This is a genomic window from Aliivibrio sp. S4MY1 (assembly GCF_028765545.1).
GTDB lineage: Bacteria > Pseudomonadota > Gammaproteobacteria > Enterobacterales > Vibrionaceae > Aliivibrio.
Map to the genome: position 1 here is coordinate 49,530 of NZ_JARACP010000018.1, position 16,015 is coordinate 65,544.

Annotated in this window: 15 protein-coding genes; 3 read left to right on the forward strand and 12 right to left on the reverse strand. The window is 37.2% G+C overall.

Going from position 1 to position 16,015, the window contains the following annotated elements:
• Positions 1 to 184: 184 nt before the first annotated feature.
• Complete coding sequence (radA, locus tag PVK71_RS17100; RefSeq protein WP_274420776.1) at positions 185 to 1,570, reverse strand: DNA repair protein RadA; 1,386 nt, start codon at positions 1,568 to 1,570, stop codon at positions 185 to 187.
• Positions 1,571 to 1,687: 117 nt separating this feature from the next.
• Between radA and PVK71_RS17105 the strand changes: the two genes are divergently transcribed.
• From PVK71_RS17105 to PVK71_RS17115, 3 genes are all read left to right on the forward strand, one after another.
• A complete protein-coding gene (locus tag PVK71_RS17105; protein ID WP_274420774.1) occupies positions 1,688 to 4,033 on the forward strand; it encodes a PilZ domain-containing protein in 2,346 nt (781 codons plus the stop codon).
• 113 nt (positions 4,034 to 4,146) lie between these two features.
• Entirely contained in the window at positions 4,147 to 4,827 is a 681-nt protein-coding gene (locus PVK71_RS17110; protein ID WP_274420773.1) for a response regulator transcription factor, read from the forward strand.
• Between the two features lie 2 nt (positions 4,828 to 4,829).
• Positions 4,830 to 6,173 (forward strand): ATP-binding protein, encoded by a 1,344-nt coding sequence (locus PVK71_RS17115; protein WP_274420772.1) that lies wholly within the window; start codon positions 4,830 to 4,832, stop codon positions 6,171 to 6,173.
• A 45-nt stretch (positions 6,174 to 6,218) separates the two neighbouring features.
• Here the strand turns inward: PVK71_RS17115 and PVK71_RS17120 are convergent, their stop codons facing one another.
• The 11 genes from PVK71_RS17120 to PVK71_RS17170 form a co-directional block, all read right to left on the reverse strand.
• Positions 6,219 to 6,881: an OmpA family protein gene (locus PVK71_RS17120; RefSeq protein ID WP_274420771.1), complete on the reverse strand. Its 663-nt coding sequence runs from the start codon at positions 6,879 to 6,881 to the stop codon at positions 6,219 to 6,221.
• Positions 6,882 to 6,896: 15 nt separating this feature from the next.
• Positions 6,897 to 8,276 carry a TadE/TadG family type IV pilus assembly protein gene (locus PVK71_RS17125; protein ID WP_274420770.1) on the reverse strand — a complete coding sequence of 460 codons (1,380 nt, stop codon included), beginning with the start codon at positions 8,274 to 8,276 and terminating at the stop codon, positions 6,897 to 6,899.
• 2 nt (positions 8,277 to 8,278) lie between these two features.
• Positions 8,279 to 8,827: a tight adherence pilus pseudopilin TadF gene (gene tadF, locus PVK71_RS17130; RefSeq protein WP_274420769.1), complete on the reverse strand. Its 549-nt coding sequence runs from the start codon at positions 8,825 to 8,827 to the stop codon at positions 8,279 to 8,281.
• On the reverse strand, positions 8,802 to 9,287 hold the full coding sequence (locus PVK71_RS17135) for a TadE/TadG family type IV pilus assembly protein (RefSeq protein ID WP_274420768.1): 486 nt from the start codon (positions 9,285 to 9,287) through the stop codon (positions 8,802 to 8,804). Before PVK71_RS17135 ends, tadF begins: the two co-directional genes overlap by 26 nt.
• 4 nt (positions 9,288 to 9,291) lie before the next feature.
• Positions 9,292 to 10,035 carry a hypothetical protein gene (locus tag PVK71_RS17140; protein ID WP_274420767.1) on the reverse strand — a complete coding sequence of 248 codons (744 nt, stop codon included), beginning with the start codon at positions 10,033 to 10,035 and terminating at the stop codon, positions 9,292 to 9,294.
• A complete protein-coding gene (locus PVK71_RS17145; RefSeq protein ID WP_274420766.1) occupies positions 10,028 to 10,903 on the reverse strand; it encodes a type II secretion system F family protein in 876 nt (291 codons plus the stop codon). The genes PVK71_RS17140 and PVK71_RS17145 overlap by 8 nt, the downstream gene beginning before the upstream one ends.
• On the reverse strand, positions 10,903 to 11,877 hold the full coding sequence (locus PVK71_RS17150; RefSeq protein ID WP_274420765.1) for a type II secretion system F family protein: 975 nt from the start codon (positions 11,875 to 11,877) through the stop codon (positions 10,903 to 10,905). The genes PVK71_RS17145 and PVK71_RS17150 overlap by 1 nt, the downstream gene beginning before the upstream one ends.
• The gene (locus tag PVK71_RS17155; RefSeq protein WP_274420764.1) at positions 11,822 to 13,105 is read right to left on the reverse strand and encodes a CpaF family protein; all 1,284 of its coding nucleotides are present in this window, start codon (positions 13,103 to 13,105) and stop codon (positions 11,822 to 11,824) included. The genes PVK71_RS17150 and PVK71_RS17155 overlap by 56 nt, the downstream gene beginning before the upstream one ends.
• 5 nt (positions 13,106 to 13,110) lie before the next feature.
• A complete protein-coding gene (locus PVK71_RS17160) occupies positions 13,111 to 14,346 on the reverse strand; it encodes an AAA family ATPase (protein WP_274420763.1) in 1,236 nt (411 codons plus the stop codon).
• 33 nt (positions 14,347 to 14,379) lie between these two features.
• Positions 14,380 to 14,850: a hypothetical protein gene (locus PVK71_RS17165; RefSeq protein WP_274420762.1), complete on the reverse strand. Its 471-nt coding sequence runs from the start codon at positions 14,848 to 14,850 to the stop codon at positions 14,380 to 14,382.
• Positions 14,847 to 16,015: type II and III secretion system protein family protein (locus PVK71_RS17170; RefSeq protein WP_274420761.1), on the reverse strand; the 1,169-nt coding region annotated here is incomplete at its 5' end. The genes PVK71_RS17165 and PVK71_RS17170, both read right to left, overlap by 4 nt.

The window sequence follows — 16,015 nt, forward strand, 5'->3', positions numbered from 1 at the left end:
TATTAATAGGATAGAAAATGCGCGCAGAGTATAACACAAACTGCCAATTGGTATATGCTTTGTTCTATTTTTGGATAGAATTTAGCCCAAATAAGCTCTGCGTACGTTCTGCTTGCGCAAATTATAGATGAATTTACACGATTTCAAATAAAAAATCGGAAAAAATTAGTAATAAATTCTGTCTTTATAACTCATCAAAAGCATCAATTGCCTCTGATAGTTTTTTTACACCATGTATTTGCATACCTTCAATACCGCCTTTTGGCATATTAGCCGCTGGGACAATCGCTTTTTTAAAACCATGCTTATAAGCTTCCATTAAACGTTCTTGTCCACTTGGTACTGGACGGATCTCGCCGGCAAGACCTATTTCACCAAATACGACAACGTCCTTTGGTAAAGGACGATCTTTAAAACTAGATAGTAGTGCAATAATTAACGCCAAATCCGCACTCGTTTCAGCCACTTTAACACCACCGACTACGTTAACAAAAACATCTTGATCTGCCATTTGCAAACCTCCATGCTTATGCAATACCGCAAGCAACATCGACAATCGATTTTGATCTAAACCTACCGATACTCGTCTCGGATTTGAAAGTTGAGAATAATCAACCAGCGCTTGTATTTCGACAAGCAATGGACGAGTCCCCTCCCATACCACCATCACTGAACTACCAGAGGTTTCTTCTTCACCACGAGATAAGAAAATCGCGGATGGATTACTCACCTCTTTTAACCCTTGTCCAGTCATAGCAAAAACCCCGAGTTCATTAACTGCACCAAAACGGTTTTTATGGCTGCGAAGCGTTCTAAAACGGCTATCAGCGCTACCATCAAGTAATACGGAACAATCAATAATATGCTCCAACACTTTAGGCCCTGCTAAAGTGCCATCTTTGGTTACATGACCGACTAAGAAAATAGCCACATTATTTTGTTTTGCATATCGAGTTAAAGCGGTTGCTGACTCACGAACTTGTGCGACACTGCCGGGTGATGATTGAACATCCGCTACGTGCATGACCTGAATCGAATCAATAACCATGATTTTAGGTTGCTCTTTTTCAGCGACCTGACAAATCTTCTCAATATTGGTTTCAGACAACATTTTTAAGTTATCTTTTGGTAACCCAAGACGTGATGCACGCATCGCAACTTGCTGTAACGATTCTTCACCTGTGACATATAACGTCGGCATTTCAGCGGCTAATCGACACATTGTTTGCAAAAGTAGTGTGGATTTTCCTGCCCCTGGATTACCACCAATTAAAATTGCAGCACCAGGAACAATCCCACCACCTAAAACACGATCGAACTCTTTAAATGAGCTACTAAATCGAGGGACTTCTTGTAGATCAATACTCGATAACGTTTGTACTTCAGAGTCTATCGCAGATCCAGCATAGCCTCCTCCTGACAGGCGTTCATTTCGAGCGACCTGTGGAAAAGCGGCCAGTCTAACCTCTGTAATCGTGTTCCATGCCCCACAAGCATTACATTGACCTTGCCAACGAGGAAAGTCTGCTCCACAATCATTACAAACATAGGCGCGTTTTGCTTTTGCCATATATCACCGACATATAAATAGTTAAAGTGATGGGTATTACTATTTAACATATAGTGTTAAATATTTTAGCAACTCTGCCGATAACCCCATTAGATTGTTATTACTGTACCAGAAATCATGCAGCAAGAAGAATATCAAAGCTACGTTGAACAACTTATCCCTGTATTTGGCGAACCAGATTTTGAATTGGTTTGTAACCAAATCATGGCTCATGAACACGCATCAATTCATTTAATCGTCAAAATTGAGTTGAAGCGTATCATGACGCCTTGTAAAAAAAGCATTGATTTACGAGGGAGAGTAAAAGGACAATGCCACCAATACGAACTTGATGGCTATACCCATTGGTTAGATGATGTCGCCATAAATACCTACCATAAAAGTATTGAACGTTATGGCAGCTATACCGAAGGTGTATGGGAAGCATTAACCAATACACGTAATAATTTTCGAGTTTTACATAAAAATAAAGAACTGATTTCAGCATCTGAAGATAAAAACGATGACGGTTTATTTAAAACCAAACTAATTCGTTTTGGTCATTATCTAACACGAAGCGAAAACCGTTTACGCATGTCAACGCAAGTTACTGTACTTCTACCAAATGGCAACCTAATTCATGGTACGAGTAGCGATCTTTCCTCTTCCGGTGCCAGAATCAAAGTTCCTGCCGCTTTCGAATATGGTTTAGGTCAAATTATTCAAGTTAGCTTTCCTACTCTTGCAAAAGAAACAGGCATTAAAGATCTTAATGGTGATTTTCCATATCGAATTCTTGGTATTCATGACAGTGAAGAAAGTGACAGTTATCGTTGGTTGCGCCTTAAAATGGAAGCTAACCACGATATTATCGCTATCGCCATTGATGAAAAACTGAATAAAAATAAACGTCGAACTCTGCACGATCAAAAAGATCAAGTTGTCCGTGCACGAACGCAAGGGTACGAGCACTGTTTTTTACGTCATACCACTAACATCCCGTTATTCTTCTCTGGTGATATCTTAAAATATGCCATCCTTACTGATCATAATGAATCCCTTTGGAAGCACTGGCATGACGAAAAGAATCAACCAGTAATCAATCACCTATTTAAAGCTGAACGTATGCAGTTTTTAACCAAACCAGGGTTAAAAGCCAGTCGCACACATTTTTACAGTTTTAAACATGATCATGAAGATCGAGAACTTTTCTATTCAATGATGTCTTCAGAAGGGACTCAGCAGGAACGCCAACTATTCTGGCATATTGGTGCTAAGCGAAAGAGCTGGAAGGTGATCCGCCTTTCTCTTTTTGAACTAGAAAAAGGAGATAAAGAACGTCTGCTTACCGTTGCCCCTGAGATGGAAGGCGTACTTTCAACTCTAACGCACATGGGGATCTTAACAGAGATCAGCTTGCCAGAAACACAGAAGGATTATCTCTTAACAGATAAACCAGCGCTTGCGCCTAAAGAATTAAATCCATATCGTCATGCCACGGCACCAATCAGCCAAGCGCATTCACTTTATTTTGATTCAGCACCTCGTCGAACAGAGCCTAGGTTTAACTATCAAACTCTCGTGACCTTACATCACCCTCTGCTTGGGGATGTGACAGGAAGAACATTAGATATATCAATAAATGGACTCTCAATTCAATTAGATAAAGCGGTACAACTGACAAAAAAATCAGACGTAAAAGTAACATTTAATGATTTGCAGAGTTTAGATAAAAATACGCCATTAAGTCGTATTGGATACCATGTATTAAAAGTCGCTTCTAATGGTATTAATATTCAGCTCCATATTGAAGACAGCTTAAAAACCCAAAAAAGCAAAGCATTTTTAAGCCGCTTAATCGAGCATAATATTGAAAGATTACCTATGGATTATGAGCAACTTCCATCCATGGAGATGCTGAAAATCATGCATCAATTATTGCTTAACAAACTAACGACAACACCTTTTTTTATCGAAAAAGATAACCATAAAATTAAGACTCGTTGTATTGGGGTTAACTTCCCTCTCAATCGCCTAAATAAGATTTGGCAGCATTTAGGGGATGAAAACACCCTCAATTTAGAACCTATTTTTAAAACAAGGGTGCGTCAGTTGCTGATAGAACCATTAAAAACACCCGCAAATAAACGTTCGCATCATCACGAAATCTACCTTGCGGTTGTTATTAAAAATGGGAAGATAAAATCTGTTTTCACTCGCATGCTGCAGGAATTCAGTTCATATAACGATCGTTTAACTTTTATAAAAAAAGCAAAAGAGCATGGCGAATTTTTAGCAATCAGAGTGACCACTACAGCGGTTAAAAATCCATTATCAACCACATCAGAGAGTGAGTTAAGCCAACTTGCACAGCATGCGATTCACTATGCTAGAGCACTTGAAAATGAATTATCAAGTATTGTCGGTTGTGGTGAAATCGCAGATATTACTGATGAAGTATTAATTCGACTTGAATTAGGGTAGCTAATGTGAATTAATTTTAATAAAGCCCATTAATTCATGGGTTTTATTATTTAAAAACAAAATGATAAGTGTTATTAATGACTATATAAACCTAAGGAATCAACTGGTATATTATGCAAATAGCTCTTGTTGAAGATAATGAAATCTTAAACCACCACCTGTCTAGTCAATTAAAAGATCAGGGACACGTTGTTTATTCTGATAGAACCGCCTCTTCTTTTTTACAAACGGTACAGAAAAAAGAACATATTGATGTCATGATTGTTGATTTAGGTTTACCTGATTTCGACGGTATCACTCTCATCAAGCAAATTCGCCGCAAAGAAATTAATAGCCCTATTCTAATACTTACCGCTCGTGGAAACTGGCAAGATAAAGTCGAAGGGCTTGAGGCTGGAGCTGATGATTACCTAGTAAAACCTTTCCAATCTGAAGAATTAATAGCAAGGCTTTATGCTCTAGCAAGACGAGCGGCCGGATTTACACAATCAAAAGTAACCGCTGAAAATATTGAATTAGATATAAAAGCAAAAACCATCCATGTAGACGGTCAATTTCTACAATTAACTTCATTTGAATATGATATTGCTGCTTATTTAATTAAAAATAGCCAGAAGATCATATCAAAACAGCAATTTGTCGATGCTTTATATCAACGAGATTCAGAAGTTCAATTAAATAATATTGAAGTCATTATTTCGCGATTAAGAAAGAAGTTTGCAGCGGTTGATCATAAAGATCTTATTAGTACAGTAAGAGGTCAAGGTTATCAGTTTCAAATAAAGGCTAAATAATAATGAGACGCTTAGTAAAAAATCAATTTCGACGACGAATATTATTCAGCTTTTTAGGTGTGGTAGTTGGTTTTTTAATACTAAATGGTTACCTTCGCTATCAAACAGCACGTTCTGATTTAATCACTGAATACACCCTTGATATAGCTTATCACTTCCCGTCTATTTTTAATGAAATGGTATCATCGAATTTTATCATGCCATTACAAGAAGGGAATAAATCTCAGTATTACAATTCATCGTCTAAAGATATAACCATTGTTATTTGTGACAACAATGATAATTTGCTATGGGATAGCATGCAAAAAGGCCCACCCTCCCATATAGAGAATATCTGTACTGATTTACCTAAAAATGAGAATAAACCTATTCTTATTGAAAAGCCAAGTGGTGCAGTTTTTATTTCCCATTCAATGAGCATTGAAAGTAACAATGATCTCCCATCCAGACGAGTGATATTACTCAGTCGCATGGAAGGTAAAATATCTCGACTACACACTCTAAAAATCCAATTAGCTATTTCTTATACTGTTCTTATTTTAATTGCCATCTTTGGGGTTTTATGGGGTTACAATCGCTCATTTCATCCTTTAAATAAGCTTCACAATGAATTAAAGAACATCAAAGATAACGAACAAAAAAAACTTATCTATCACTATCCTGAAGAGCTAGATCCTATAGCCCAAACAATTAATCGCTTACTTGAACAACAAGATGAGCAATCAAGTAAATATAAAAAAGCGATGGATGATTTAGCACACAGTCTTAAAACTCGAATCGCGACCTGTGATGCATTGTTGTATCAGAAAAAGCCACCCATAGCCGATATTATGGAACAACTAAATGACATGGACTCGGTGATTCAGCATCAGTTAAAGCGAGCATTAATGGGCTCAAGGGGGATCAGCAAACACCATACTTTAGTCGAGCCTATAATAGAAAAGCTAACGAAAATGTTTAATAAAATCCACCAAGAAAAGGGAATTAAATTTATTCATAACTACACAAAAGATCAAACTCTTCCTATAAATTATGATGACCTTATGGAAGTGTTAGGTAATATTTTTGAAAATAGTTACCGCTTTGCGGATAGCTCTATTATTTTATCTATCATTGAGCGTAGTGAAGGGGTCAATATCCATATTGAAAATGATGGTGAAGCGTTACCTCATGACAAAATCAAATCTGTATTTCAACGAGGGGTACGAGCAGATGAAAAAAATCCAGGGACAGGGATTGGACTCGCTGTATGTGAAGAGATTATATCTAGTTATAACGGACAAATCTGTTTTCATGCGCAAGATACTGGCACAAGGTTAGAAATGTTTTTACCACACCAGAATTAAAAAAGGAGAACAACTTCTGTTATTCTCCTTTTTCAACAACTCTGTTTATTCTTCAGATCCATCTACGTTTGTTATATCAACTCGGCGATTATGATGACGACCAGAAACGGTATCATTATTTTCAATCGCATTCGCCTCCCCCGATGAACCAACCTCAAGCAGTGCTTCATCAACTCCCAACTCAACTAAATACGCTTTAACACTTTCAGAACGAGCCAATCCAAGCGCCATATTATAACTTTTTTTACCTATATTATCGGTATTACCATCCAAGAGAATCACATCATCTTGCTGATCTATTTGTTGTGATATTTGATTTAAAATATACTTTGAACGCTCAGTTAACGAGTATTTATCGAAATTAAACAACACTCTTGCTAAGTACTTCTGGTTCACCTTTTCGTCTTGAACTTCAGCATACGTGAGTAAGTATTCACTGCATTGAGTATCAATGGTTGTGTTTTTAAACTCTTCACTTAACGCGCTTTTTATACTTTCAGAATCCAGTCTTGCGCTTACTTGCATGAAAGGTCCTTGGTGAAATAGAATCTGCTCACCTTCACCTACGACAACTTGCTCTTGAAATTCAGAGTGTTCTGTAGCGCAATAATAGTTTAACGCTTGATTGATATCCGCAGTATTTACCGTCTCTTGCCCAGCGATACTAAACGTCGACACTAGCGCCAACAATAAACTTATTTTTTTCATTATTTTCTCTCGACGTTATTGAGCTAAGTGCCCGACTTCTTCTGATACCAACGACATGATTAAATTTAAAATGTCCTCTTTATCCGTTGCATTAAATGCATTCTCTTCACCGACACAGTTTAATAAACCTGTATTGTCATGAATATCATACCCATCACCAAAACCAATCATCGCAATTCTTGCACTCGGGTCTTCTCCAGTGTTAGTCGGTAATCCTATGCTATACCCTCCAGAAAAATCGACCTTATCTGCATTATTATCATCAGCGGTTATCGGCCCACCTTCTACGGCATTAATAAGGTTTTCACACATCCCTAAATCAACTAGTTTCTGCATTTGAGTTAAATAGTGCAAAACATCTTCCCCATCAGATAAAATAATAATCAGTTGTTTAGGGTTTGCTTCCTCTTCATCATCAGTTATGTGATAAGTAAGCAGTTGACTTGCACGTATAATCCCTTGAAGAGAGGCAGTGCCACCGCCAGCCTTAAACTCACTTATATCGTGATTAAATGAAGAAAAATCAGATGTATACATAATGTCAAAAAATTCTGCTTCTTCATCACCATTAGGAACTCGTGATGCTTTTCCTTTAGTAAAAAACTGCTTATTTATTGTTTTTTGCGCATGGAATATATCTCCTGCATCATACCCCTCTGGTTTATAAGTCGTGATACGCTGATCTCGGATAATAAGTTTATTATTCCCTTTATTCACCGTTCTACGATTATAACCTGTCATCGCCACACGATGTTTAGGGCCAGCGGTTGTGTCGTTATAAATTTGCAATTCATCTGTCACCATTCGAACCACATCTTTTAATTCATTAAGACGTGAAGGACCTACCATAGGCCCATCAATGCTAGGGTTTGAGCCTGTCGGACCATGCCCCTCCCAATCCCAATTCATTGAGTTTGAAAAATCGATAACAAACGTGATATCCATCGGCTGACTGTTTTGAAATTTTCTCGCTTTTGAAGAACCCGTGACATCAAATGACTCTCCAAATCCAATGGTCACGTCATTCCCCGGAAACCAAGATAAATGCTGCGTTCGTCCTGCGACTCGATATTCTACAAAAGGACGTTTATTATCGTCTGCGGTACATTCTGCTATTTCTGAGCACTCTAACTTTTCTACTTTGATATCAACTAAGTTATCCATGTCATAAAGATAATGACCGATGTAATCTTTACCTGTTTGTGTCGATGTTACGTCTTCTTCACCATAAGCAGATACCGCTAACACAGCGGCTTCGGCTGCATCTTCTAATCTGGCTTTTGATTGAAGCGCTCTAGCCCCATCAGAAGCCAACGTAAATACACCAAATAAAATAGGAATACACATTACAAATAAGATAGCAGCATGGCCTTGCTGTTTCTGTATAGGCTTCATTCTTACCTTCCTATCACAATAGAGTCAGACATAACTCGTGTATAATTTTTTCCGACTAGACCACCAAACCAATTATTACTTTCATAACAAATAGCAACTCTATACAGAGGCATCTTTCTTCCTCTAACACTCAACACAGTTAATTTTTCAAGCTCATTGATAGATTGATCTACTCGACAACGAATTGTGCCACGTTGTTCACTAATAATTGGGTTAGGAGTATCGACATCTGCAAAACTTAGCTCTTCAACTAAAAAACCATAATTACTCTCATCAAATACATTGAAGGTTCTTGCTAATGAATGCTTGGCGATATTATTTAATGAGGTAACTTCACCTGCTGTGAGTTGATAATCTGCACCGTACAATTGTGTTCTTTCTTTTAAAACGTTAACTAAAGAGTAAGAGAGGCGATCTAGCTTTCCTTTGATCGATATTTTCATAATTACATCACCACTAAAGGCTAGTAATAAACTAAAAACAACTCCAACAATGGCAAATTCAATACTGAATACACCACGCTGCTTAGATTTCAAATTTAGACCGTTCATACTCTTGCACCACTATCATTTCACGACTTAAGTTTGCATTTCTACTAAATAGATAAGAGAAAATAGGTGTGAATTGATAATCAATTCTATAGATAGCCAGAGCATTATTCGTTTCTTCTCCGCACTCTCTTGTTCTTTTCCCTTCAGGAATTTTGCACCCATCAACCACCTCTTCTAATGCAGACATCGAAGGTAAATAATGAACGGCGATTCTGAAATTATCCGCAGAGGTTACTGTGTTCCAAATGCTTTTTTCTCGATGAAGAACACCATCTATAATTTTTAAATATTCCCCTTCTCCCTTTTTGGCACTGCGAGACGCTTCTGAAATAGCCACATCATTAATCGCAGAAATATATGACATATAGCTCATTTCAACCCAAGCCATACACATAAACCAAAACGCAAGAAAGCCCATCGCAAATTCAATAGAAGCCACCCCTTTTTGCTTTGACTTCATACTATTACTGCTCTTGAATAACTTGTTCATATGAGAAGCCATCTACTTTTTGTAAGGACTGGTAAATATGTTCAATCTCTTGTTTATTGTGTGACTCAGAAAGAACCGATTCAACGAACTCTTTGTTCCCTTCTTTTGCCATACTTAACACTAAATTAGCCATAATTTGTTCGTCAGCTTGACCTGTACGATAGATAGGTAATAAACGACGAGCAGCTTGTTTATATTTTCCCTCTGCAATATCTAATACTGCTAAATTATTTGCGATGGTATTACTGTCGTAAAAATGCAGTTTTGCTTTATTAAAGTAACGACGCGCTTTTTCATATTGGTATTCATGCCCATACAAGATGCCTAATAAATTTTCTGTTTTGGCATTTTCAGGTTCTTCATCTAGCGCTTTTAACGCCGTTGAAATCGCCTCTTGGTACTGGCCTAAGTCACCTAGCGCACTTGCTTGTAAGAAAAGTGTTTTACCACTTGGTTCCTCTTTTATGTTCGATTTTAAATAGAACAGTGCGTTATCTGGGTCTTCCAGTTTTAATAAATTCTCAGCTAAATCTTCCCTTAGCTCAGGATTATCATTTTCTTCTAATTGAGTTTTATATAAGTCAACTAAAGCAACGTAATTATGAGTTTGTTGGTAAATATCAATTTTGGAATCAATTAAACTGCTCTGGCTATATTGACGAGAACTGCACGCAGATAATAATAAAACGATAGAAATCAAGAGTGTTTTTTTAAGCATTTAACATTAGCCTCATGACACCAGGTGCCGCGATTAAAATAACAATAGGGATCATAATAAATACAATCAGTGGTACTGACATTTTTGCAGCTAACTTCCCTATTCGCTCTTCTAACTCCAACATCTGCACTTCTCGGATATCTGAAGCTAAAGTCGTTAATACTGAATAGATTGATGAACCATAATGCATACTTTGCGTTAATGTCATTACAAAACTTCGCATTTCATTAGAGGGGACTTGTTGATACATTTCTTCCAAACCAGCCTCAAGCCCTACCACTCTAGAGTGTTCATTCATTTTATTAAGTACAAGCATTAAGTCTTTATCAAACCCTTCCATCTCTTTCGCCAAATAAGTTAAAGAGGCTTCAATCGTCATTCCGGTTTGAACACATACCGCCATTAAATCAATTAAATAAGGCATCTGATTTGATACTCTCTGAATACGAGATTTAATTTTTGACTGTAAATAAACATCAGGAAACACAATAATAACTATGCCCCACAGTGCCGATATAATCACCCAGTACGTTAGATTTATATAAGAATGAAAATACAAACCCGCAACCATTAACTCCCCTAGTACAACCACCGCGTATTTCATTGGCATAATGAGGTGTGAATATTGAGTATTGAGAAAACCCGCTTGTTGAAGCTTCTTCTTTATATCAGCATCACTACTGTTCAAGCTTGATGTTTTCTCCTTTACCCAGTGAGTAATATACGTCTTATCGCGCCTCTTCTTTCTAACTCTAGTAAGAAGAGCTAACTTCTTAGCTCTAAATAAACGAGTAGTGAATAGGTAAATAACAAGCATAAAGCCAGAAGAGAACAAGGTAACAAAAATGAACTGGTTAATATCAAACATTACTTGGCCTTTTTTAGTAAGCCCCAAATAATCGACATGCCTATTATTTCGCTGATAACAACGTAATACAAAATAGGTCTACCTTCAGGGTTAAACATGACAAACTCATAATTTTCAGGACTTAAAAATTGCAAAATGAACAGAAAGAAAAAAGGCGTCGCACAAACAATCTTTGCTGATATGCGTGCTTCTGATGTTAATGCATATTTTTTTCGCTCAATCGCCCTAACATCAAAAATCAAACGATTTAAACGAGTAATAATATCTTTAAGCTGACCACCACGGTTCATATTTGCTCTTAATGTGATAACAAAAAACTGAAATGAGGGATACGGATACCTAACGCATGATTTCCTAAATACATCATCAGGACTCTCACCAAGTTGTAATCGCTCTCCCATCAATTTAAATTCTTTACCTATATTCCCCTCTAATTTAGTTCCAACATAACGAATAGCATGGGTGATACTCTCGCCAGATGAAACTGCACTTACTAGCATATTAAGTGCATCAGGAAATTGCTCATTAAACTGTTTTTTTTCTCGCTCTTGAAGCCATAAATAGCTAAAAATAAGACCAAGAATAACCGTTAAGATTATTGCGACTATATTAGAAACTCTCAGCATTTTCTGGTTAATTATAAAGCCAAAGAACGCTAACACACAGATTAAGACCAATGCCTTAAACCAAGCAAAATGACCTAACTGACGCTCTATTTTGTGCCATTTTTGCTGTATTTTTTGTCTCGATTTTTTATCAGTTAATGAATTAAGATTAATCGCTTGATTATTGTGGCTTAGGCTACCAACCAACTTTGTCGTGTTATCGTTGTCTAAATACTGACTTTTTTTTACAGGGCTTTTGTCTATCAAAAAAACACCAGCAATAAACCCACACCATTCGCTATCCAATACATATTTACGCCTCAGTATACGAGGGGATAAATGCCGCCTGTATAGTATCTTCCATACCAAAAAATCGTGCTTTTTCCATTAATACAGATCGTTGCATTAGCCCTGATGTTAAAAAATGGCCTTTAACTTTATTCGTTTCATCTTGAACTTTACTTGGTTGAAACTTGAATATTTCTTCAAGTACCACATTGTCACCTTCTAATCCGATAACCTCGGAGATACTCATTATTTTTCGAGTTCCATCATGCAATCGACTAATTTGAATGACGATATCCACCGCACTCACAATACTTCGTCTAATGGCTTGAAGTGGTAAATTATTGGTTGCCATCATGACCATCGCTTCTACTCGAGCTAATGCATCTCTTGGTGAGTTCGCATGTAACGTTGACATCGAGCCATCATGACCCGTATTCATCGCTTGCAACATTTCAAACGCTTCTTCCCCACGACACTCACCAACAATGATTCGGTCAGGGCGCATACGTAATGAATTAATAACTAAATCTCTTTGAGAAATAGTTCCTGTTCCTTCAATACCTGATGTTCTTGTTTCCAATCTCACAACATGAGGTTGTTGTAATCGTAATTCGGCAGCATCTTCTATTGTTACAATGCGTTCACCTTCCGAAATAAACTGAGATAAAGCATTCAACATTGTTGTCTTGCCTGAGCCTGTACCACCAGAAATCAAAATATTTAAACGACAACGCGAAGCAACCATTAATAACTGAGCCATTTCTTTACTCATGGCGCCAAATTCAACTAGGTCTGAAAAACCAATACTCTGTTTTTTAAATTTACGTATCGATACTGATGTTCCATCAATTGCAACAGGAGGTATAACTATATTGACTCGACTGCCATCTTCTAATCGAGCATCACAAGTGGGGGTTGATTCATCAACACGGCGACCAACCCTACTCGCAATCCGTTTTGCAATATCAAGCAGTTGTTTCTCATCAATAAAATTTACGGATACTTTTTCAACAAATCCATTTCGTTCAATAAATACATTTTCATGGCCATTGATCATGATGTCTGTAATCGAATCATCATCCATCAAATTTTGTAGAGGACCTAACCCAATAAGTTCATTAACCAAGCGCTCTACAAATTCGTTCTTCATTAGGAGAGAGATCGGTAATTGCTCTCTATCACTTAATAAATCGATCGCATTTAAAAGCTGCTGAGTTAGCTCTTGTTTGGTTAACTTATTTAATGCTTCTGGTTCTAATGCATTAAATATTTGTGCTCTTAATTGGATATATAATGCTTTAGTGTTCATTACATTTACCCTTTAGAAAAGAAACGAAATAAAGAATTTTGCTCTTGCTTCACCTCTTCACCTAAAATCAACGAAACCAAATTTGATATAGGGCGAGCCATCACTGACTTTGTCTTCAAAATTTGTAAGCCTTCCAAAACATACTTCGCAGCTTTATTATCAAAAGGCACAAAAACATGAGGTCTATGCCCTGTGTATTTCTCGGTTTCCTCAAAAGAGACCGCTGCTGGGTTATTAGGTCGAATTGAGTTCATAACCGTAATAACTCTCACTTTTTTCTCAACATTATGAGTCGTTGCTAGTTGATATAAACGATTGTATTCACGTAGCGCTGATACGCTAGAATCAAGAACAAAAACAATAACGTCAATATTCTCAATCAATTTGTTCATATCCGTAGTATTACGAATTAGCTGAGCATGATCTTCTACCATTACACTTGAATAAGATAAAACCTGTTTCTGTATCGCTTGCGTATATTCAGTTAATTCTTGAGTTGAAATTGCTTCAGATTCAATAGCAAGAACAGACAATGTTGGCGTTATTTTTTTTACCAGACCAGAGGCATAAGCACTATCGATATCAGAAAAAAGCGTTCCTTTTTGTAAAGAACGTTTTTGAAATTGCTTTAATCCCATAAAGATATCAAGATTCCCGCCATGGTAATTATGATCAACCAATAACGTAGAAACACCTCGATCTAATGAGAGCGAGCGAGCCACCTCACTGCTTAGTAGAGACGTTCCCATCCCTCCTTTAACGCCGACCATTGCGACACGTTTTGCTTTTCGATTTTCACCAACGCCTTTATGCTCTTCATGATTACTCGCAACATGACGCATAAAGTCTGAACACTCTTGTTTACTCACAGGCCAGAATAAGTAATAAAAGCCCATTTCTTTTAGCAAGCGAATCGTTGAGATTGCATCCTCAGACCCAATCACAACCACCGAGACGTTACTTGGTAATAAATGTGAGATCCGTTGAGCATCTTGAACAACATTAGCGCTGGTGTTTAATTCAAGGATCACAATATTTGGTGGGTTAATGAGGTCTACTTGACGGATTTCATCATCGCTATTCTTACTATTTTTCGGCTCTGAATTACCATCAAAACGAAAAGACTCATTAATTAACGAACGACACTCGTCAGTTTGATAAAAAAGTACAGTATTTAAATTCTCTTTAGACTGATTGCTGTCTTCATTTTTTACATTTAAGCGTTCAACTAAATCAAACATAGCGACTCCAATAACATCAACTGAATACTGCTTTTACATTGCATTTTTAGGGTTAACCATTGAGTGCCAACGATTACTTTCGGTGTAACAACCAAGACTTGTTGAACCGTAATAATCGATTTGTTCATAATCACAAATTTCATATTCAATTCGTTGAGTTGAAAAAGAGAGACTCACTTTAAAGTGCTCTTTATTACTCACTGCCTCTGTCTTCATCTGATTTAAGTCATAACCGAGTTCTTGAAGATATTGCTGATAAGTACTCTCTAATCTCAGCACGTCATTTTTAGCGATAGAAATAACCCAATACCCTTTTTTATTTTTAATCCCATGCTTTTCAATAAATTGAGAAATAGCACTCTGAACAACAGCAGAATCTTGGCTATTAATCGATATCGAATAAGTAACTGGAACCACATTAATATGGCTTCCTTGCTTCTCATTTATATGATCAGCACAACCAGATAGGAACAATAGAAATAAAATCGTTATTGTCTTTTTCATTTTCTAAATCCACCTGCATTTAATATTTCGCTGGCCCACTTATCTTCAGATCTATCATAATCACTACCCATACCAAGAAAACGTCGTAATGTACTTGTCTTTTGCATTGTTGGTAGTTGAATTTGATTCGCTTTTACTGGTTGAACAAGATTTACCGTTGCAACAATAATTAATTCGGTTCGATTTCGTTCAGTACCAGTATGTCTAAATAGCGCACCTAAGATTGGAATGTCTCCAATAAATGGAATTCGAGTTAACGACTCTCTCTCTTCGCTATTTAATAACCCACCAAGAACAAAACTTTGTCCATCACCAAGTTCAACCGTTGTTCTCGCACTGCGTGTTTTTAATGACGGTAAATCATAAGCATCGTTAGAATATTGCGCGTCTAATGAACTAACACTTGGAGCTAAAGCCAATTTGATTTTGTCATCGCGTTCCACTTTCGCGGTTAGGTCTAACTTCACACCAAACTCTTTGTATTGAACATTTGTAGCGCCATCTATCACAGTGACGACCGGTAATTCACCACCAACAAGAAAGCTTGCATCCTCACCTGAAATCACTGATAAGTTAGGCTCAGCTAATACTTGTCCGACCGAATCAGTACCCACTGCGGTAATGACTGACACAATATCGCTCGCACTAAAATGAACTAACTGATCAACAAAAATACCAGCTTGGCCATTGCTACCTACTTTAATTCCGAAATCTTGCATAAAAGAGTGAGAGACTTCAGCAATCGTAAGCTTCACATTTACCTGCTTAGTCCGTGCGACTTCTATTTGATTCACAACACCTTCAAAATTAAGCTTGTCCATGTAGGTAAGTTCAGTACGATCACCTTGATCGTCAAGATCACTGTCATCAAAAAGTAAGGTTCCGACTAACTCATAAATCTTATCGCGATCTTCTTCATTTAAGACCGTTCCACTCACAACGGCATTGGTTCCAATGGCGTAAATATCAATCTTCGATGTTGGAAAGCGTAATTTAACTTGTTGTTCAATACCTGAATAGCTGCGGCTCACAACGATTTTTCTATTTGTTAATTCTTGACCTTGACTATCAAAGGCCATAAACGTTGATTCACCGACTGAGCGACCAAATAAGACAATGGTTCGTTTGTCTATTACTTTATAATCTGCAATTTTAGGGTTAGATA